The 20692-nt window shown below is 48.7% G+C and carries 21 protein-coding genes; all 21 read left to right on the top strand.

The window, feature by feature from the left end; genetic code table 11:
* The first annotated feature begins 18 nt into the window (after nucleotides 1–18).
* The 21 genes from L865_RS0112010 to L865_RS0111910 all read left to right on the top strand — a co-directional run bounded on the left by L865_RS0112010 (nucleotide 19) and on the right by L865_RS0111910 (nucleotide 20681).
* Complete coding sequence (locus L865_RS0112010) at nucleotides 19–708, top strand: tetratricopeptide repeat protein (protein ID WP_028773466.1); 690 nt, start codon at nucleotides 19–21, stop codon at nucleotides 706–708.
* Between the two features lie 62 nt (nucleotides 709–770).
* On the top strand, nucleotides 771–1844 hold the full coding sequence (locus L865_RS0112005; protein ID WP_028773465.1) for a sensor histidine kinase: 1074 nt from the start codon (nucleotides 771–773) through the stop codon (nucleotides 1842–1844).
* A 2-nt stretch (nucleotides 1845–1846) separates the two neighbouring features.
* A complete protein-coding gene (locus L865_RS0112000) occupies nucleotides 1847–2443 on the top strand; it encodes a response regulator transcription factor (RefSeq protein WP_028773464.1) in 597 nt (198 codons plus the stop codon).
* A gap of 132 nt (nucleotides 2444–2575) precedes the next feature.
* Nucleotides 2576–4651, top strand: coding sequence for an ATP-dependent DNA helicase RecG (recG, locus tag L865_RS0111995; protein WP_028773463.1), 2076 nt, complete (start codon nucleotides 2576–2578; stop codon nucleotides 4649–4651).
* A gap of 245 nt (nucleotides 4652–4896) precedes the next feature.
* Nucleotides 4897–5775: a DUF3014 domain-containing protein gene (locus L865_RS0111990; protein WP_028773462.1), complete on the top strand. Its 879-nt coding sequence runs from the start codon at nucleotides 4897–4899 to the stop codon at nucleotides 5773–5775.
* Nucleotides 5776–6003: 228 nt separating this feature from the next.
* Entirely contained in the window at nucleotides 6004–6714 is a 711-nt protein-coding gene (locus tag L865_RS0111985; protein ID WP_028773461.1) for a beta-ketoacyl synthase chain length factor, read from the top strand.
* The gene (locus L865_RS0111980) at nucleotides 6711–7514 is read left to right on the top strand and encodes a lysophospholipid acyltransferase family protein (protein WP_028773460.1); all 804 of its coding nucleotides are present in this window, start codon (nucleotides 6711–6713) and stop codon (nucleotides 7512–7514) included. The genes L865_RS0111985 and L865_RS0111980 overlap by 4 nt, the downstream gene beginning before the upstream one ends.
* A complete protein-coding gene (locus tag L865_RS0111975) occupies nucleotides 7511–7765 on the top strand; it encodes a phosphopantetheine-binding protein (protein WP_028773459.1) in 255 nt (84 codons plus the stop codon). The genes L865_RS0111980 and L865_RS0111975 overlap by 4 nt, the downstream gene beginning before the upstream one ends.
* 8 nt (nucleotides 7766–7773) lie before the next feature.
* The gene (locus L865_RS0111970) at nucleotides 7774–8022 is read left to right on the top strand and encodes an acyl carrier protein (RefSeq protein ID WP_028773458.1); all 249 of its coding nucleotides are present in this window, start codon (nucleotides 7774–7776) and stop codon (nucleotides 8020–8022) included.
* Complete coding sequence (locus tag L865_RS0111965; RefSeq protein WP_028773457.1) at nucleotides 8022–8573, top strand: COG4648 family protein; 552 nt, start codon at nucleotides 8022–8024, stop codon at nucleotides 8571–8573. Before L865_RS0111970 ends, L865_RS0111965 begins: the two co-directional genes overlap by 1 nt.
* Nucleotides 8566–9930, top strand: a complete 1365-nt coding sequence (locus L865_RS0111960; RefSeq protein ID WP_028773456.1) for an AMP-binding protein — start codon at nucleotides 8566–8568, stop codon at nucleotides 9928–9930. Before L865_RS0111965 ends, L865_RS0111960 begins: the two co-directional genes overlap by 8 nt.
* Entirely contained in the window at nucleotides 9923–10300 is a 378-nt protein-coding gene (locus tag L865_RS0111955; protein ID WP_028773455.1) for a 3-hydroxyacyl-ACP dehydratase FabZ family protein, read from the top strand. The genes L865_RS0111960 and L865_RS0111955 overlap by 8 nt, the downstream gene beginning before the upstream one ends.
* The gene (locus L865_RS0111950; RefSeq protein WP_028773454.1) at nucleotides 10297–12027 is read left to right on the top strand and encodes a glycosyltransferase family 2 protein; all 1731 of its coding nucleotides are present in this window, start codon (nucleotides 10297–10299) and stop codon (nucleotides 12025–12027) included. The genes L865_RS0111955 and L865_RS0111950 overlap by 4 nt, the downstream gene beginning before the upstream one ends.
* Entirely contained in the window at nucleotides 12027–13589 is a 1563-nt protein-coding gene (locus L865_RS0111945) for an HAL/PAL/TAL family ammonia-lyase (RefSeq protein ID WP_028773453.1), read from the top strand. Before L865_RS0111950 ends, L865_RS0111945 begins: the two co-directional genes overlap by 1 nt.
* 37 nt (nucleotides 13590–13626) lie before the next feature.
* A complete protein-coding gene (locus tag L865_RS0111940) occupies nucleotides 13627–14055 on the top strand; it encodes an acyl-CoA thioesterase (protein WP_028773452.1) in 429 nt (142 codons plus the stop codon).
* 2 nt (nucleotides 14056–14057) lie between these two features.
* On the top strand, nucleotides 14058–14762 hold the full coding sequence (locus L865_RS23650; RefSeq protein ID WP_051484578.1) for an outer membrane lipoprotein carrier protein LolA: 705 nt from the start codon (nucleotides 14058–14060) through the stop codon (nucleotides 14760–14762).
* A complete protein-coding gene (locus tag L865_RS0111930) occupies nucleotides 14759–17128 on the top strand; it encodes an MMPL family transporter (protein WP_028773451.1) in 2370 nt (789 codons plus the stop codon). Before L865_RS23650 ends, L865_RS0111930 begins: the two co-directional genes overlap by 4 nt.
* Complete coding sequence (locus L865_RS0111925) at nucleotides 17128–18396, top strand: NAD(P)/FAD-dependent oxidoreductase (protein ID WP_028773450.1); 1269 nt, start codon at nucleotides 17128–17130, stop codon at nucleotides 18394–18396. Before L865_RS0111930 ends, L865_RS0111925 begins: the two co-directional genes overlap by 1 nt.
* Entirely contained in the window at nucleotides 18384–18965 is a 582-nt protein-coding gene (locus tag L865_RS0111920) for a DUF3261 domain-containing protein (RefSeq protein WP_028773449.1), read from the top strand. The genes L865_RS0111925 and L865_RS0111920 overlap by 13 nt, the downstream gene beginning before the upstream one ends.
* A gap of 34 nt (nucleotides 18966–18999) precedes the next feature.
* Nucleotides 19000–20187, top strand: a complete 1188-nt coding sequence (locus L865_RS0111915) for a beta-ketoacyl-[acyl-carrier-protein] synthase family protein (RefSeq protein ID WP_028773448.1) — start codon at nucleotides 19000–19002, stop codon at nucleotides 20185–20187.
* Entirely contained in the window at nucleotides 20184–20681 is a 498-nt protein-coding gene (locus L865_RS0111910; protein WP_051484577.1) for a hotdog family protein, read from the top strand. Before L865_RS0111915 ends, L865_RS0111910 begins: the two co-directional genes overlap by 4 nt.
* The last annotated feature ends 11 nt before the right edge of the window (nucleotides 20682–20692 follow it).

Genomic DNA, 20692 nt, shown 5'->3' with positions numbered 1-20692 from the left:
CCTATCTAGGAGAGCAACATGAAAACACTCACTTTATTAGCATCACTCGCACTAAGCAGCCAACTTCACGCAGTAGAAATTAGCGACATTGACAACGCCGTGAATCATATGGCAGTTGATCAACTGCAAACCATGGCCAGTGAGTCACAGGGTTACCAGCAAGCCTATGCCAACTATCGCTTAGCCATCAGTGCCAATGTTATGGGTGACCGCAGCACCGCTAAAGCGGCCATTGATGCAGCCCAACAAACACTGGAATCGCTTAATAGTAATCAAGACAACAGTGAAGTGTTAATTTTGCTCGCCGCAACCTATGGCATGCAAATAGGTTTAGATCCACAAACAGGTGCGACTTACGGCGGTAAAATATACCAAGCACTGGAGCAAGCTAAGCAACTGACGCCCAATAACCCAAGACTGTTGTTAGTGAAAGCCATGAACGCATTTAACACCCCCGCAGCCTATGGCGGTAGCAAACAAAACAGTATCGACCTAAGCAGCAAAGCTATTGAATTGTTTGCTGAACCCTGCGATAACATCTGTTGGGGTCATGCAGAAGCATACACTTGGCGCGGCTTAGCTAAGCAGGAGTTAGGCGATAGTGCTGGCGCAATTGCTGATTGGCAAAATGCTATCAACGTAGATTCAGATTACGGCTGGGCTAACTTCCTGCTACAGCAAAACCAGTCATTAAGCGTTAAAAACTAACGGCTCAATTAGTCAAACTGGCCCGCTTGCGGGCCATGTGTCCCGTCAAATGGAATGGACAAATGATAAACAAAATCTCACAACAAGAAGATAAATTAGCTTGGGTATATTTAGTTAACCTGACTTTTTACCTTATTCCGCTGTTTTTTGGAGACAAGCCAGTGTGGCAAATCACCCTGGCATTATTGGCACTCATTCCGTTTGTGTATGCCTACTTTTGGGCTTATCGCAGCAATAAGCACCACGCGTACAAACCCATTTTAGTGATGATCGCTCTGGGGATTGCCACCACGCCAATCAATACCGGTTCATTATCGCTATTCACCTTTGCTGGTTTTTTTATTGGTTTTTTCTATCCATTAAACCGCGCATTGCAGGCATTTATTGCTTTAGCTGCCAGTCTGTTTGCCCTCAGTTATTTTTTAGAAATCAGTCACTATTTTGCCATCTACGGTACCGGTTTAGTGGCAGGTATTGGTTTATTTGGGGTGGCCGAGCGTAAAAGAATCGAGGCCAAATGCAAACAACAGCAAAGCCAAGATGAGATCAGTCAGCTCGCCACTATGTTAGAGCGCGAGCGTATCGCCCGAGATTTGCACGACATTATGGGCCACAGTTTATCGTCGATTTCACTCAAAGCCGAGTTAGCAGAAAAGCTACTGGCCAAAGGCAACATTGCTCAGGCACAAACTCAGCTGCAAGAGCTCAATGGTATTGCGCGAGAAAGCTTATCGCAGGTGCGTGAAACGGTGTCAGGTTATAAACACCAAGGCCTGCAAGCCAGCGTCGCTAATTTGTGCCAAACCCTACGTGATAAAGGTTTATCCGTCAGCCTAGTCGGCGATATCCCGCAACTTGAGGCAGAGGTTGAAACCCAGGTCATCTTGTCGGTCACCGAACTGTGTAACAACATTGTGCGCCACAGCAATGCTAGCCACTGCCAATTGCAGTTTAGCCAAGACGAAAGCCAACATTGTATTTGCATTGAAGATGACGGCGACAGCGTAGACATTACCGAAGGCAATGGCATTAAAGGCATCCGCGAACGCTTAAATAAACTGGGCGGTAGCTTACAGTATCGCAGTCAACCCCATTGCCAATTTAGTCTTTATTTACCCATAGCAGGAGCCCATTAAGCATGCGCATTCTATTAGCCGAAGATCAGGCCATGGTAAGGGGTGCACTCGCGGCACTGCTGAGTTTAGAAACCGACTACGACATTACCCAAGCTTGCGATGGCGACGAGGCCGTTGCGGCTTTGCAGCAACATAGCTTTGATCTGCTGTTGACCGACATAGAGATGCCTGGTCGCAGTGGCATTGAGTTAGCGCAGTGGTGCCAACAACACGCCCCCACGACCAAAGTGGTGGTGCTAACCACGTTTGGCCGCGCCGGCTACATTAAGCGGGCGATAGATTTAGGCGTTGGCGGTTTTTTACTTAAAGATGCGCCATCGGAATCTTTGATTAAAGCCATTGAACAAGTCATGCAAGGCAAACGGGTTATCGACCCCGAACTGGCTATCAGCGCAATGGGCGAGCAAGATCCGCTCAATGACAAAGAGCGTAAGGCACTGCGCTTAGCCAGCGAAGGCAAATCAACCGCAGAAATTGCTGGGCAGCTGTTTATCGCCGAAGGTACAGTACGTAACTACTTATCAGAAGCCATCTCAAAACTGCATGCCAGTAACCGTATTGATGCGGCACGTATTGCCAAACAGAAGGGGTGGCTGTAATACCAGTCAGCATAAGATGATTAATTCATTGAAGATTGCGTAAACTGATATCTCTGATAATATATGTATATATTTACAGTGTTAGCAGGTTTTAGCCGTTAAAACAGCTAAACTATCAAATGGGTATCGTAAGTGAGAAGACTCGATCTTATTGCTGTTACTGAGCTAAAAGGCGTAGCCAAGCGAATGGCTGAACGCTTAAATAAGCTCGGCATTAAAACAGTGCAAGATTTGCTATTCCATTTGCCACTGCGCTATGAAGATCGCACCCAAATCTACCCTATCGCCAGTTTACACCCCGGCCATTACGGCACCATTGAAGCAGTCATTCAATCTAGCCAGATAATCCAAGGTCGCAAACGCATGCTAACGTGCACAGTACGCGACGACACCGGTGTGATCACGTTACGCTTTTTTAATTTTTCGTTGGCACAACGCAACGGCTTAGAAAATGGCGCCACTATCCGCGCCTATGGTGAAATACGCCGCGGTAAGCATCATGCTGAGATCATTCATCCCGAATATAAAGTGATTCAGCCAGGGGACGATCTTAACCTTAGCGACACACTGACCCCCATTTATCCGACTACCGAAGGCCTAAAACAAGCCAGCTGGATAAAGCTCACCGAACAAGCCTTAGCTATGCTTGAAGACGGCGGCTTGCAAGAGCTGCTGCCTGATAGCTTACAGCCAGGCAATTTATCCTTGCGGCAATCTTTGCAGATATTACACCGTCCACCTGCTGATGTTGCCCAGTTTGAACTAGAACAAGGTCACCATCCTGCCCAGCAACGGCTGATCCAAGAAGAGCTATTGGCGCACAACCTCAGCATGTTAAAACTCAGACAAAGAGTGAACCATGATGCGGCAATCCCCATGGCTGCCAGTGGCCAACTACTCAACCCCTTTTTACGTGATCTGCCATTTAAACCCACCGGTGCCCAACAACGGGTAGTGGCAGAAATTGGTGACGATTTAGCTAAGCCACACCCAATGATGCGCTTAGTGCAAGGTGATGTTGGTTCCGGTAAAACCTTAGTGGCCGCTTTGGCAGCGCTGCAAGCCATAGAAAGTGGTTATCAAGTGGCACTGATGGCTCCAACAGAGCTATTGGCCGAGCAGCATGCTAATAATTTTAGTGCCTGGTTTGAACCGTTAGGATTAAAAGTAGGCTGGTTAGCCGGTAAGCTCAAAGGCAAAGCCAGAACTCAGTCGCTAGCTGACATTAAATCCGGTGATGCCCATATCGTCGTCGGCACCCATGCGATATTTCAAGAGCAAGTTGAGTTCAACAAGCTCGCATTAATTATTATTGATGAGCAGCACCGCTTTGGGGTGCACCAACGCCTAGGGCTGCGAGAAAAAGGCATTAATCAAGGGTTTCATCCGCATCAATTGATCATGACGGCAACGCCGATACCACGGACCTTGGCCATGACCGCCTATGCCGATTTAGATACCTCGGTCATTGATGAGCTCCCACCTGGGCGTACGCCGGTTACCACGGTGGCGATGTCAGATTTGCGCCGCAATGATGTGATCAACCGAGTCCGTGCCGCTGCCATCGACAATGGTCGTCAGGCTTATTGGGTATGTACCTTGATTGAAGAGTCTGAAGTGCTTGAATGCCAAGCGGCAGAAGATACCGCAGAAGAGCTTAAATTGAGTCTGCCTGAGCTCAATATTGGCTTAGTACATGGACGAATGAAACCCGCTGAAAAGCAGCAAATCATGGCAGATTTTAAAGTGGGCAAACTGCATTTATTGGTCGCGACAACGGTCATTGAAGTGGGGGTTGATGTGCCCAATGCAAGCTTAATGATCATTGAAAACCCCGAGCGACTGGGACTTGCCCAGTTGCATCAGCTACGCGGCCGTGTCGGCCGTGGCAGTATCGATAGCCATTGTGTGCTGATGTATAAAGCGCCGTTATCTGCCACTGCCACCCAAAGATTAGGCGTATTGCGCCAAAGCAACGATGGCTTTGTTATCGCCCAAAAGGATTTGGAAATTCGCGGCCCAGGTGAAGTACTGGGGACGAAACAAACGGGCATCGCTGATATGAAAATAGCTGACTTAGTGCGAGACCAAACACTGATCCCGCACGTGCAGAAACTAGCGCAACACGTGATGCAGCAAGCACCGCAAAGTGTGGATGCACTCATCAACCGCTGGTTAGGGCAGCGGGAGCAATTTGTGCAAGCTTAAAGACAATGAATGTCACCATATTCAAGCATTGTTCAGCGCAGAGCACCTACACTGATAACAAGGATGCGCTAGCCAGTGATGACACTTCGGCGCGATACAAATTAACCGACATTTAAGTTGGCTTTGTCGTGCTTAATGATTAAATATTCTTTATTTGAGCCAACGGCTATAGACAAGTTCTGCTAATTTTGCAGAATAACAACAGTACACACAACGTTCAGGCATAAGCCTTTCAAGGATAATCAATGCAGGTAAGTCAAGAAGATAGGATCACAGCCCCCGAGCAACGCCGCAGCACCAACTCGCTGGTTATCGCTGCTGTGGTGATTTTGCTGATTATCATTGGCGGTGTTTATTACCTTGTCAGCAGCGATGACAAATCAGCTGAGCCAGTTGAACCAACACCGGTGCAACTGCCAGAAATCGTCCCTGAAGAACCACTGCCAACGGTCGCCCCGCTGCCAGAGCCAGAGATTGTCGAACCTGAAGTGATAGAACCGGTGCCGTTGACCTTACCTGAGGTGGTAGAGCCTGCAGAGGAACCCCTACCCAACCTGAATGACAGTGATGAATTTGTCCATCAAAAAACGGCTGAAGTAGCCGATGGTATGAAGATTGAACCCTTACTGGTTGAAAAAGATTTGGTACGTCACTTTGTAGTATTTGTCGATAACTTGGCCCAAGGTGAGTTAGCGCGCAAAGTCAGTCCGCTGCAAGCGCCAAACCGTATCTTTACCGTATCGGAGATCACCAATAAAACCTATCTCAACCCAGACAGTTACCACAGATATGATCTATATGCCGATTTCTTAGCGGGTATGAATCAAGAGCAACTCGCGAGTGCTTATCAACAGATGACACCATTGCTAGGCGAAGCGTTTGCAGAGTTAGGCTATGGCGATATGGCCTTTGATGACCGTATGGTTGAAGCGATTGACGTGATGTTGGCCGCACCGATTATTGAGCAGCCGATTGAACTTGATGGTGTCAGTGTTAATTACCAGTTTATGGATCCGAAACCTGAAGCACTGCCCAATGCGCAAAAGCTCATGATACGTATGGGGCCAGATAACAGCCGTAAAGTGAAGGCCGCGCTGAGAAAAATCAAACAGCAACTGCAGTAAACACCTCCAATAGCAGTAGCCCGCATTCATTGCGGGCTACTTATTTACCACCAAAATATACATCTCTACACACAAAACCTATTCAGCATATCCCCTACTTTGGTATAGAATAGCCGACAAGGCGGAAACATTTTGGTTAACTAGACCACATCTGTGCCACATACGTATCTATAGCCAGCGCTATGTTAAGGACAACCCCAGCAATTTTGCGACAGCAGAGGCAAAGCAGTGCAGTTATCATTAGGCATCCAGTCTATCGGAGCGTGGTCTCCCGAATATCAGACTTTGTCACATTGGTTAGATTGGCCGCAATCTCCTATATCTGAACTAGACCCAGAGGCTAAGCCTAAATTAGCTCAGGTACCTGCGATGCAGCGCCGACGTTTCAGTCGCCTCAGTAAAATGTTGCTCGAGGTCGCCTTTCAATGCCAAGCGCCAGCGCAATGCCGCTCTATTTTTGCCTCCCGTCACGGCGAGCTACACCGCACTTTAGGGCTACTTAAAGACATCATTAAGGATGAACCTATTTCGCCCATCGGTTTTAGCCAATCGGTGCATAACACCGCCAGTGGCTTGTACACCATATTGACCGACAACCAAGCGCCTTCAACCTCAATAGCCGCATGTCAGCAAAGTCTGTTACAAGCGCTCATTGAAGCCTATTGTCAGTTAGCACAGCAACCCGAACCTTTGTTGCTGGCTTTCGGTGATGAGCCAGTGCCCGATATTTACGCCAATTTTGTCAATGAATCCGAGTTGCCGATAGCCATGGCCTTGTTATTAACTCCATCAGGCCAAGGTGAGCTGGGGCAATTGACCGTCAATACGCGCAATACTCAGGGCGAACCTTTAAGTTACGGTGCCATTATTCATGCTATTGCCACAGGTCATAGCTTAACGGGGCAATTTCAAGGCTATCAGTGGTGTATTAATCCATGACTGAAATGCACATGGCGCCAAGGCTACAGGGAATTCGATATGTTCCACGGTGGCTTGGCGGCGTTGGTTGTTACATTGTATTTGGCTTGGGGGGATTGCTTAGCTCAATAACCTTATTACCTGTGCTGCGCTTTTGGCCTGGGACGCGACAACAGCGGATTCGCCGAGTACGGGCGGTTGTCAGTGGCATGTTTCGTTGCTTTGTATCGATGCTGACTTGGGCGGGCGTTTTGAAACTGTACCCCAACAACGCAGCAAAATTAAACCAAGCAAGCGGCCAAGTCATTATCGCGAATCACCCAACATTAATTGATGTTGTGGTGTTAATCAGCTTGATGCCCAATGTCGGCTGCATTGTAAAACAGGGGTTGTGGCGCAATCCATTTATGCGCGGTGTATTGGCCAGTGCAGGTTATATCCCCAACCGTGGTGCCGAGCTGCTATTACAAGATTGCCAACAAGTATTGGATACTGGCACTAATCTGATTATTTTCCCTGAGGGGACACGCACACTTAAGGGCAGTATTATTAACCCTTTCGCCCGCGGCGCAGCCAATATTGCACTGCGTACTCATACTGACATTACCCCAGTCGTGCTACGCACCAATGCGATTGGGCTGACCAAGCAACAAGCTTGGTATCAGATACCAAGGCAAACAATTGGTATGCGCGTAGAGGTAGGGACAAAATTTGCCCATATCGGTTATGATGCCGATAATCAAGGACAAGCCAAAATGGCGCGGACACTCACCCGCGATCTTGAACACTATTACATACAACAACTAGATAAGAACTTATGAGCTTACATAACGAAATAAAACAGTTAATCATTGATTGCTTAGACTTAGAAGACATCAGCATCGATGATATTAACACTGAAGAAGCGCTTTTCGGTGAAGGCTTAGGCCTAGATTCCATTGACGCGCTCGAGCTTGGTCTGGCAATTAAGAAACAGTTCGATGTAAAGATTGAAGCAAATTCTGACGCCACTAAGGCACACTTTTACAGCGTTGCTAGCTTAGCCAGCTTTATCGAGTCACAAAGAGCGTAGGAGGACATATGCAAAATCGTGAAGAGATCCTCGCGAAACTCACAGAGATTTTGGTGGATGATTTTGAAATTGATGCGGACGATATCACCTTACAAGCATCACTTTACCAAGAGCTGGATTTAGACAGTATTGATGCGGTGGATCTGGTGATCAAGTTGCAGCAGATGACAGGTAAAAAAATACAACCTGACGAGTTTAAAGCGGTGCGTACCGTTGATGATGTGGTCACTGCCATTGAAGGGCTAATTCACAGCTAATGCGGCTGTTACTGCAGATTGTCACTGGTGCGCTCATTGTCGGTTACCCGCTGGCGGTGTTTTTTGGCCTGCAGTGGTTGCCACCAGGCACCGTAGCTTTAATGTTGTGTATCGCCTTGGTATTGCGATTGGCACTGCAACGTCAGCAAGTTAAAGCCATGATGGCGCCCATTATTGTTGGCATAGGTTTAACCGCGGCCAGCTTTATCGCCAAAGAGCAACAGTGGCTGCTGTACTATCCGGTGGTGATTAATGTCAGCATGTTAGCGCTATTTGGTTATTCGCTGAAACACGGCCCTAGCATGATAGAGCGTTTGGCACGCTTAAAAGAGCCAGATTTACCCGCAACTGCGATTACCTATCTGCGAACAGTGACCAAGTTATGGTGCGGTTTGTTTATTTTTAATGGTGCAATGGCGTGGTACACAGCAAGTTATGCAACGCTAGCAGTGTGGACTTGGTATAACGGTCTGATTGCTTACTTACTCATTGGAGCCATGTTTGCAGGTGAATGGCTGTATCGAACATTTTGGTTGAAAAAACATGACTGAGTTACTTACATCTTGGCTCATTAGAGGGCCTTCAAGCCAACAGCTCATCAGCTTTAATCATCACGATATTGTTACGGGTGCCCTATTTACCAATCAAGTGGCACATATTCATACTCAGCTGTCTCAATCACAGGCAACACGCTGGTTGCTGGCCAGTGATGACAGTGCGCTCTTTGCTGCAGGCCTATGTGCAGCATTGCTAGCTGGCAAGCAAATTGTGATGCCAAATAACACCCAAAGTGGCACCCTCAGCGCCATGACACATCAATTTGATGGCGTGCTCTCCGACCAGCCACTATGTGAAGGCAAACGCCTAATTTTGCTGAAAAAAGATTACCCTAACAATGGTCAACCTTGGCCGGCATTAAGTCAGTGGGGCGAGCTGCAACTGTACACATCGGGTAGTAGTGGCGAACCCAAGGCGATAATTAAACAGCTGGCTCAGCTTGATGCTGAAGTAAGCATGTTAGCGCAAACCTTCTCAAAACAAGTGGCGCAAAGTAGCGTGATTGCCACCGTGTCACATCAGCATATTTATGGACTGCTGTTTAAAATCCTCTGGCCACTCGCGGCGGGATATCCATTTTTAAGCGAGCTAGTTGAATACCCTGAGACCTTAACCTACTACACCAACCTGTTTCCTAACCTGTGTTTAGTCAGCAGCCCTGCGCAGCTATCGCGTTTACCCGACGCACTTGATAATGAAGTGCAACTACGCAGCCCTGGGGTCATTTTTAGCTCTGGCGGACCGCTCTCATTTGAAGCCGCCTCAAAGGTCGCCCACTGCTACGGTAAACTGCCCATAGAAATATACGGCAGCACCGAAACCGGTGGCATTGGCTATCGTCAGCAACAGCAAAGCGAGCAAGCTTGGCAATGCTTTAGTAGCCACCAGATAAAACGTGACGAAACCGATGGTGCCTTGTGGTTACAGTCCCCCTATTTAGGTCATGATGATTGGCTTAAATGCGATGACAAGATTGCGCTGCTATCTGCACAGCAGTTTGTATTGCAAGGTCGCCTCGACAGAGTCGTGAAAATTGAAGAGAAACGGGTGTCGCTGGAGCAAATGGAAGCTTTATTGCGTAGCCACCCGTTAGTCGACGATGCCGCCTTGGTGATGCTATCCCAGCCAAGAGCGGGTTTAGGTGGGGTCATCATTCTTAGTCAGCAAGGGCAACAACAGCTGCAAGCGCAAGGAAAGCTGGCACTGAACAACAGCTTGAAAGCCCAGTTGCTAACCCAATTTGAACGCGTCACCCTACCAAAACGTTGGCGCTACCCCGATGCGCTACCGTTCAATACTCAAGGTAAGCGTATCCACACAGAATTAGTTGAGCTGTTTAACCATGATTAAGTCTGTTTTACCGCCGATCATTAGCCACTCAGCTGATAATGACGAGGCACATTGGCGCTTAGCCATCAATGCCGAACTGCCTTTCTTTGAGGGCCATTTCCCTCAACAGCCGGTATTGCCGGGAGTGACCCAACTTGATTGGGCGATTCAGTTAGGTGCTAAACATTTTGGCTATGCTATTGATGTGGCGAGCTTAGAAGTACTGAAGTTTCAGCAATTGATGTTGCCCGGTACCGAAGTCACTTTACGCATTAGCCACAAAGCGAATAAGCAAAAGTTAGTATTCACTTACTATGATGGCGACAAGCGTTACGGCTCAGGGCGTATCGCATTTGTTGATAAGGCCATTGAGCAAGAGGTGGCTCAATGAAACTCGCGTTAGTGATCCCTAACTACAATCACCACTACGCCATTGAGCAAACTTTAGTGGCTTTAGCGCCCTATGGACTCCAATGTTATTTGGTCGACGATGGCAGTAATGAGCAAACTCGCTATCTACTTGAGCAGTTAGCCAGTCGCTTTGATTGGGTGCGTTTAATCCAGCACCCCTACAATCGAGGCAAAGGGGCCGCGGTGACCACCGGACTGCGTGCAGCTTACCGCGACGGCTATAGCCATGCATTGCAGGTCGATGCCGATGGCCAACATAACCTTGATGATATTGAACAGATGATTGCCGCGGCAACACAATCACCACAGGCAGTGATATCGGGTTTACCTCAATACGATGACTCTATCCCCAAAGGACGTTATTACGGCCGCTTTATTACCCATTTTTGGGTGTGGGTTGAAACCTTAAGTTTGCAAATTAAAGATTCCATGTGTGGATTTCGCATCTACCCGCTCGCCGCCACAGAAGCCCTGTTTTTACAAGACAGTTTGGGCGAGCGCATGGACTTTGATATCGAAGTATTAGTCAAGCTGTATTGGCGTGGCGTACAAGTGGTGCACGTGCCCACTAAAGTCATTTATCCGGAAGGTGGCATCAGTCATTTTCAGGGACTAAAAGACAACGTGCGTATCTCGTGGATGCATACGCGGTTATTTTTCGGCATGCTAAAACACCTGCCAAAGTTGCTTGCTCGCCAACGTCAGCCTCAGCATTGGTCAAACCTCAAAGAACGCGGCAGCTATTGGGGCATTAAGCTACTGGCCAACAGTTATCGCATTGGTGGCCACTGGCTTTGCCGCGCCATTATGTATCCTGTTATCTGTTATTTCTTCTTAACGGGGCGGCCTGCACGCGAAGCATCGTTAAAGTTTTTACAATATGCCCAAGCGCGCCATCCAGAGCATGCCGATCTGCAAGGCAAAATAGGCTGGCAACACAGCCTCAAGCATTTCTTAAGCTTTGGTAATGCCGCTATAGTTCGTATCGATGCTTGGTGTGACCGCATCAAATTATCCCAAGTCGACTTTCCCGATCGTCAACAGCTGGCTGACCAACTAGCAAGCGGCCAAGGCGCGGTGTTGCTGGTATCACACTTAGGTAATTTGGAACTGTGCCGCGCGATTTCCATCAACCAACGCAAAGTAAAAGTCAATGTGTTGGTGATGACTGAGCATGCCGAGAACTTTAACCGGGTTCTCAAACAACTTAATCCTGATAGCGCACTTAACCTGATCCAAGTTACCGAACTTGGCCCCAGCACTTCCATGCTGTTGCAACAGAAAGTTGAGCAGGGAGAGTTAGTCGTAATTGCCGGTGATCGCACTTCTTCAAGCAGTATGGGACGGGTAGTCTATAGCCCATTTATGGGCCATGATGCGCCTTTCCCTCAAGGACCCTTTATTCTATCGGGCTTATTAGATTGCCCGGTTTATATGATGTTTTGTTTGCGCCAACAAGATCATTATCGAGTTTATGTTGAGCCGTTTACCGCATCACTAAAAGGCCCGCGTGCGGGTCGAGCTGCTCGCCTCGATGCCGCGGTCGCACAATATAGCGAACGCCTTGAGCATTATGTGGGCCTTGCACCAATGCAATGGTTTAACTTCTTTGACTTTTGGCAGAAAGATCACCAAACCCTGCGCGACACAGGCACTAGCACGTCACAAAATCGCAGTGAAAGTCAGCACAATAGGACCGAAAATTAATGTCACACACTCACCCTTCTCACACAGCAGAGCAAACGGTTAAGTTTGGTCAAGTCGCGCTTACGCTCGAAGATGTTGTCGCTGTTGCCAAAGGTGCTAACGCGCAACTCCACACCAGCCAAGCCTATCAAGATTACATTGAAAAAGGCGCGCATTTCATCGACAGTCTGCTTGATGAAGAAGGCGTGGTATATGGTGTTACCACGGGTTACGGCGATTCGTGCACAGTTACGGTTGGGTTAGATTTGGTCCATGAATTGCCACTTCATCTGAGTCGTTTTCATGGTTGCGGCTTAGGCGATGTATTAAGTATTGAGCAAGCTCGTGCGGTGATGGCATGCCGATTAAACTCATTAGCACTTGGTAAGTCAGGGGTCAGCTACGCGCTACTTAAGCGCATCGAAACGTTACTTAATTTAAATATCACCCCGGTTACCCCCGAAGAGGGGTCTGTGGGGGCCAGTGGTGATTTAACGCCGTTGTCCTATTTAGCCGGTGTGTTAGTGGGCGAGCGAGAGGTCTTTTACCAGGGCCAACGTCAAGCCACTAGTGTGGTCTATCAGCAACTAGGCATTACGCCGCTGACCTTACGCCCTAAAGAGGGCTTGGCACTGATGAATGGCACTGCCGTGATGACAGCCTTGGCGTGTTTAGCTTATGACCGCGCCCAGTATCTTGCCAGACTCAGTGCGCGCATTACCGCCATGGCCTCACTGACACTAAAAGGGAATTCCAACCATTTTGATGACATTCTGTTTGCCGCGAAACCGCATCCAGGACAAAACCAGATTGCGGCGTGGATCCAGCAAGATCTCAATCATCATGAGCACCCTCGCAACTCCGACCGCCTGCAAGACCGTTACTCGATTCGCTGCGCGCCGCACATTATTGGCGTATTGCAGGATGCACTGCCATTTATGCGCCAGTTCATTGAAACCGAATTAAACAGCGCCAACGACAACCCCATCGTCGATGGTGAAGGCGAGCACATTTTACACGGCGGTCATTTCTATGGTGGTCACATCGCATTTGTCATGGATTCGATGAAAAATGCCATTGCCAATATTGCTGATTTAATCGACCGACAAATGGCCTTGGTCATGGACCCTAAATTTAATAACGGTCTGCCAGCTAACTTGTCGGCAGCTAAAGGTCGACGTCAGGCAATTAACCACGGCTTTAAAGCGGTACAAATTGGGGTATCTGCCTGGACCGCAGAAGCACTGAAAAACACCATGCCAGCCAGTGTATTTTCACGCTCAACTGAGTGTCACAACCAAGATAAAGTCAGCATGGGCACTATTGCCGCGCGCGATTGTTTACGGGTATTACAGCTAACAGAGCAAACCGCCGCAGCCGCGCTACTGGCAATGACTCAAGGCATCAATTTACGAATAGAACAGCAAGAGTTGTGTCAGTCATCGTTAACCCCTTCATTGTTAAAAACACTGTCGCAGGTGCGAGCTGACTTTGAACCCTTAGTTGAAGACCGGCCGTTAGAAGCGCTACTGCGCCAAACGGTTGAGAAAATTCAGCTCGGCCAGTGGGAAGTGTGTCACTAATGCTATTTGCACCACGCGTTAATGCAAGGATCAGCCAATGAAAGCTATTTTATCCACCGAGATGACCTTGACCATTCCGTTCCACGATGTGGACTCGATGGGTATCACTTGGCACGGTAATTACCTGCGCTATTTTGAAATAGTTCGATGCCAGTTGCTCGATATGATCGACTACGGCTATCGCGCTATGCAAGATTCTGGCTATGGCTGGCCCATTGTTGATGTGCAGATCAAATACGTACAATCCAGCACGTTTGACCAGCAAGTACGGATTTACGCTGAAATGGTCGAATGGGAAAATCGCATTAAGATTAATTACCAAGTGCGAGATGCGGCCACTAACAAGCGCCTCACCAAGGGCTATACGATACAGGCTGCCGTCGATATGGCGACCCAAGAATTATGCTTTGTCACCCCGCAGGTGTTTCGTGACAAAATTGCCCACCTTGTGGATGTGGAGCAATAGCTATGATCCCTATCGCGATGCGCCCAATCATCGGCTTACTGTTGGTTTTGTTATTTAGTTTGGTTCCCAACAGCTATGCCAGTGAGCCAGACCCAGCGCTGTTTAATCGCCCGGCAGATCGCGACGCCTTGCTGCAACTAACCAAGCAGCTTAACCAAGGCCCACAGGCCAATGGCCAGTTCAGTCAAGCGCGCCACTTAGCCGTTTTGACTAAACCACTGCTCAGTGAAGGCGAATTTACTTTCGACGCTGACCTCGGCTTAGCGTGGCAACAACAGCGCCCTTTTTATAGCGCCTTAATATTAAGCGGCGAACAAGTCACGCAAATTGATAGCCAAGGAAAACGCCAATCAATGCAGGCCCAAGGACCCGCGGCCGAGATTGCCAAGTTAATGCCGCAACTACTGCAAGCCATACTCAGTGGCGATATCCACCAGCTTGAACAAAGCTTTCAAATCGGCTTTATTCAGCAGCCGCAGCAGTGGCAAATCGGCTTACTGAGCCAATCTGCTGAACTCAGCGCAGTATTGCCTAAAATCATCATCAGTGGTGATAGCCAAGTTCGCCAACTGCAGCTGCTTAGCGATAATGGCGACCGCAGTGAAATTAGCTTCAAGCAGATCAGCTATGCCCCGTTGACGGAGCAGCAAATTGCCATATTTGCTCCACAAAACCGACAAACTGAGGCAGCAAGCCCGCAGCAATGAATAAGCCCAGCCGTTCTTTAACGCAATACCACTGGCACCCTAGGCACCGCTTGGGACTTTTTGCTGGCTTGTTGTTGCTACTGGTACTGGCAGGCTCGTGGCAATGGCAACAAGGGGCACGCATCCAGAGTGATATTTTGGCGATGTTGCCGCAAGTGGACGAACAACCCTTGACCCAAGCTGCCATTGAGCGGGTCGAGTCGCAACTAGAAAATAGAGTTTACTTTGCGCTAACAGCCAGCAATGCACCACAGGCCGTCGATGCCGCCCATCGCTTTATGGATGCATTAGCAACTCAGTCCGGCTTTAGCGAGATAAAAAGCGCCGACTTTGATAATGCTACTGCACTCAATGAGTTTTACTTTCAGCATCGTTTTAAACTACTGACAGACACCCAACTTGCTGATTATCAACAACAGGGGGTCAACGCTTGGGTAACCCAAGCTCAACAACAGCTGTACAGCGCATTTGGGGTCGCCAGCAGTGCCCTACTAAGCCAAGACCCTTTACTACTCTACCCTGATAATCTGATGGCGTTGGCGCCAACAAGCAAGTTACAGCTACAAGCCGGCATATTGCTCACCGATATGCCAACCGGCCAGGTGGCGGCGATGGTGAACGCTAAGGGTCAGGGCAGCGCCTTTAACCCGCAAGCTCAGGCGCTGCAGCTGGCCAGTATTGATTATGCTAAAGCCCAACTTGATGAGTCCATCAATGTGGTGGGAGCTGGCACACTGTTTCATGCAGCCCATGCCACCGCGCAAGCAAAAACTGAAATATCGACATTAGGGCTAGCCTCGTTGATTGGCGTGATCGCTTTGGTGTACTTGGCTTTTCGCTCTGTAGTGCCGTTAATCGTGGCCAGCCTAACCTTGGCCAGCAGTTTTGTATTTGCCTTTGTCACCACCTTGCTGTTATTTGGCGAAGTGCACCTGCTCACCTTAGTTTTTGGCACCAGCTTAATTGGCGTGGCAATCGACTACTGTTTTCATTTCTATTGCGAACGCCTTAACCAAAGCAACCACGATGCTGCCCAAGCCATTAAGGCGATTTTCCCGGCCATTTCTTTGGCGCTACTCACCACTGTTTTAGCCTATGTGGCCATTGGCTTTACCCCGTTTCCAGGTATGCAGCAGGTCGCAAGTTTCTGCGGCGCTGGGTTAATTGGCGCCTATTTAACCTTGCTACTGGCCTATCCATCGCTTGCGGGCGGCGCATTACCTAATCGCAGTGCACCACTAAATCGCGCCAGCGCTTATCTGGCGTATATTGAGCAACATTGCCAGCGCTTATCAGCAAGCCAACGACGCTTGCTGCTATTACTGGTGGTCATCGCCTGTGGTATGTCATTAAGCCAGCTGCGCAGCAATGATGATATTCGGGCATTGCAATCGGCCGAGCCTCAAGTGATGGCCGCTGAGAATCAAGTCAGGCAGCTGCTAAGCGGAGGCACCGATAACCAATTTGTATTGGTTGCCGCTAACGACAAGCAACAGCTGTTGACCCGTTTAGCTGAGCTAGATTCGGTGTTAAATGACGCGCAACATCAAGGTTGGATTGGCAATCATGTCAGCTTAGCGCAGTTTATTCCGCCCCATGTTCAGCAAGACCGTAATTATCAAGCACAACAAGCCCTGTACTCTCAGTTGCCCCAAGTCTTGGCACAGCTGGGGATGAGCGCCGATCTTGCTGAGCCACTACAGCAGCAATTTGCCTTAGCGAAACATAAATACATCGAACCCGAAGCCTTCATGACAACACCTATGGGGCAACTTCTCGCACCACTGTGGCTAGCACCTAGCCCCGCGCACCCCAATCAATACGGCGCTATTGTGCTGCTCGGTGGGATTACAGATCTCAATGCCGTCAGTGACAGTGTCGCGCAAATCGACCGGGCAATCGTGGTTGATAAAGTCGCTGATATCTCCAGCGTCATGGGGCATTATCGCCAGCTCACCTTAAGCTTATTGGCCATTGCACTTGCGGTCGCTGCGATTATTTTTTGCTGGCGATTTGGCCTACGAAAAGGCCTATTGGTGGTGGCTGTGCCGCTATTGGCGATTGTGATTTGTCTCAGTATACTGGCGCTAGCTGGCATCGCGCTAAGTCTGTTTCATGCCTTAGCGCTTATTTTAGTGTTTGGCATCGGCGTCGACTACGCATTGTTCTTTGCCGAATCTAAGCACCAAAACAGTGTGATGATGGCCGTGGCAATGTCCGCGTGCTCAACCATGCTGGCGTTTGGTTTATTGGCCTTTAGCCAAACTCCGGCAATACATGCGTTTGGCTTGACCTTATTATTGGGGATTGCATTAACCTTCATGCTGTCCCCCCTCCCCCATACCTTTGCAAGGAATTTGAAGTAATGCAGTCTGCACAGCAAGTCCCAAGTCGATCCCCGCAGCATTTCGATGTGGCAATTATTGGTGCTGGCCCTTCTGGCAGTGTGGCTGCAAGTTTGCTGCATCAACAAGGTAAACAGGTCATTGTCATAGAGAAACAGCACTTTCCGCGTTTCTCTATTGGTGAAAGCTTACTGCCTTGCTGCATGAACGTACTAGAGCAAGCAAACCTAATTGAGGCGGTTAACCAGGCGGGGTTCCAGTTTAAAAATGGCGCGGCATTTAACTCGCAGGGTCGCTACACCGAATTTGATTTTACCGACAAATTTTCCGTCGGCCACGGCACCACTTTTCAGGTTGAGCGCGGCAGTTTTGATAAACTGCTGGCCGATACCGCTGCCGAACAAGGGGTAAATATTCGTTATGGCCACAGTGTTGAGCAAATCGATTTGCAAGGCGCTCCTCTGCTTGATGTGGTCGATGAACACGGTCAGCCTTATCAAATTCAAGCCAAGTATATTCTTGATGCCAGTGGATTTGGCCGCGTGTTACCGCGATTGTTAGATTTAGAAATTCCATCAAGCCTACCGACTCGCAGCGCAGTGTTCACCCATATTGAAGACAATATCGATACCTTATCTGATCCCGAGTTTGAATTTGACCGAGATAAGATTCTAATTAGTGTCCATCCAGAAAACAAAGACATCTGGTATTGGCTAATTCCATTTAGCAACGGCCGCTGTTCTGTTGGCGTGGTGGGCGAGCCGCATTTGTTAGGCGACCTCAATGGCGACTTACAACCCATATTACAACGCTTTATCAATGAAGAACCGAGACTTAAGCAGTTACTCAGCAAGGCCAAATTTGTACGAGAATGCGCATTGCTACAAGGTTATTCGGCTAACGTAAAAACCTTAGCTAGCGACAAATTTGCGCTACTGGGCAATGCCGGTGAGTTTTTAGATCCGGTATTTTCTTCTGGCGTCACTATCGCAATGCAATCTGCGGCACTGGCCAGCCAATGCCTGCTAAAACAACTCGATGGTGAAAAAGTTGATTGGCAGCAACAATATGCCCAGCCATTAATGGTCGGTGTCGACACCTTTAGAACCTATGTTGAAGCTTGGTATGACGGTCGCTTTCAAGATGTGATTTTTTATCCTGATGCCGACCCAAAAATTAAACAGATGATCTGTTCTATCTTGGCTGGTTACGCCTGGGATGAAAGCAACCCGTTTGTGGCAGATTCTGAGCGTCGGCTCAAACTCGTGGTAGAACTATGCCGCGCCTAAACTGGATTGCTTTTTTACTGCTAGCTTGCATCATATTGAGTGGCTGCACCACCACCAAGGTGCGTCAAACCTGTATGCCGCTGGCAAGCGGCGTCGATTACTGTTTAGCGCCGCTCAGTGCTGCCGTCAGCTCAGACAATCGTACGTTGCAGGTAAACTTAGATGTCAAAGGTCAGTCACACCAGTTATTGGCCCAACTAGAGATCAACGCCAAGTTGGCGACCTTAGTGGGATTAGCGCCACTGGGCAATGCGCTGTTTACCGTAACCTATGATGGTCAGCAGATTAATAGTCAACAAAATCGGTTACTTGGCAGCGAGTTTAAAGCAGAGTATTTATTGGCGATGTTGCAGCTGATCTATTGGCCTATCAATGATGTCAATCAGCATTTACAACAAGGGCATCTGGTTTCGAGCCAAGATACTGCAGGCCCAGTCAGAAGATTATATGCTAACGACAGCGCTGTTGCTGCGATTGAGATTAAGTACAATAGTAGCGACCTAAGCCAAGCTCAGGTGCAGCTGATGATTGCCGATGCGCAATTTAACATGACAGTGACGCCACTGTAGGCGCGACAGATAAATAGAAGTAAAGATTAACACCATGACCGACATAGCAATTTCAAGCTTAGGCTTATGCACTCCCTTAGGGCAAACGCCGCAAGCTGTGCTCGACAATCTGATCAACGGCGATACCCAAGGCATGGTATGGCGCGATGATTTGATCCCCAATAAATCGGTATTGGTCGGCGAGGTCAGCGCTACGCTGCCCACATTACCCGCCGAGTTTAATCAATATGACTGCCGCAATAACCAACTACTGCTCAGTGCCATGCTGCAAATTGCGCCGCAAGTCGACGCAGCGAAACAACAATATGGCGCAGACCGAGTGGCGGTGGTGATCGGCACCAGTACTTCAGGCATTAATCGCGGCGAGCAAGCCCTGGCCTATCTGGACCAACATGACAGCCTGCCAACAGATTACCGGTATCAAAAACAGGAGCTAGGCAATAGCAGCGAGTTTGTCAGTCACTATTTTGCCCTCAGCGGTCCTTGCTACACTGTCTCAACCGCCTGTTCCTCTAGTGCAAAAGTGTTCGCCAGTGCCCGAGGTTTATTGCTTGCTGGCCTGTGTGACATGGTGATTGTTGGTGGAGCAGATAGCTTATGTAAGCTTACCCTCAACGGCTTTGACTCATTAGAATCGATTGCCAGTGGCCACTGCCTGCCTTTCAATGAGCAAAGAGATGGCATCAACATAGGTGAAGGCGCAGCATTGTTTACCGTGACACTGGGTCGAGCGGCGGTGCAATTACTGGCCGTGGGTGAATCAAGCGATGCACACCATATTTCTGCCCCCCACCCAGAGGGCCGCGGAGCTATTGCTGCAATGACAGACGCGTTACAACAAGCCAATTTAACAGCTCAAGATATTGATTATGTGAATCTTCATGGCACAGCCACGCCTAAAAACGATGCCATGGAGAGCCGTGCGATTGCGGCAGTATTTGCCGATAACTTACCCCCGTGTAGCTCAACTAAGCCACTGACGGGTCATACCTTAGGTGCCGCTGGCGCCATTGAAGCCGCTTTTGCGTATTTACTACTGAGCGATTTCAATGGCCAACAACGTTTGCCTCCGCAGGTGGGCGATGGCAGCCAAGACAGCAGTAATCCACAGCTTACTATGGTAACCACAGCACCAGCGGCGCGTTTGCGCTATGTGATGAGTAACTCCTTTGCCTTTGGCGGCAGCAATGCCAGCGTGATATTTGCCCGAGGTACACAATGAGTATTCCTTTAACCACCGCAGACATTGATAACGAGCTGGCAGGGCAAAATGTGGCAGACTATCTGCCCCACCGTGACCCTATGATTTTAATCAGCCGCATACTGGCGTATTGCGATGACAATCTATTGTCTGAAACTGTCATTAGTGAACAAAGCGCCTACTTTGACCCCACACAACAGCTGGTGCCTAATTATGTTGGCATTGAATATATGGCGCAAACCATTGCGGCGTTAGCTGGGGTAGAAGCCAAAGCCAACAATCTACCCATCTGTATCGGCTTTTTGCTTGGCAGCCGTAAACTTGAAATGAATACTCAGGGCTTTAAGCTGGGGGAGCGCTACCATACTCGCGTCACTCGCTTATACCAAGAAGATACCGGGCTGGCCGTATTTGACTGTCAAATCTTGCATCAAGACCAAGTTGTCGCTAGCGCCAACGTCAATGTGTTTCAACCACAGGACGCCCAAGCTTACATTTCTCAAAGTGTCCAATAAAACGGATATTT

Source organism: Shewanella waksmanii ATCC BAA-643 (genome assembly GCF_000518805.1).
Lineage (GTDB): Bacteria > Pseudomonadota > Gammaproteobacteria > Enterobacterales > Shewanellaceae > Shewanella > Shewanella waksmanii.
The sequence above is the reverse complement of the archived record's forward strand: the minus strand, read 5'-3'. Positions and strand labels throughout refer to the sequence as shown.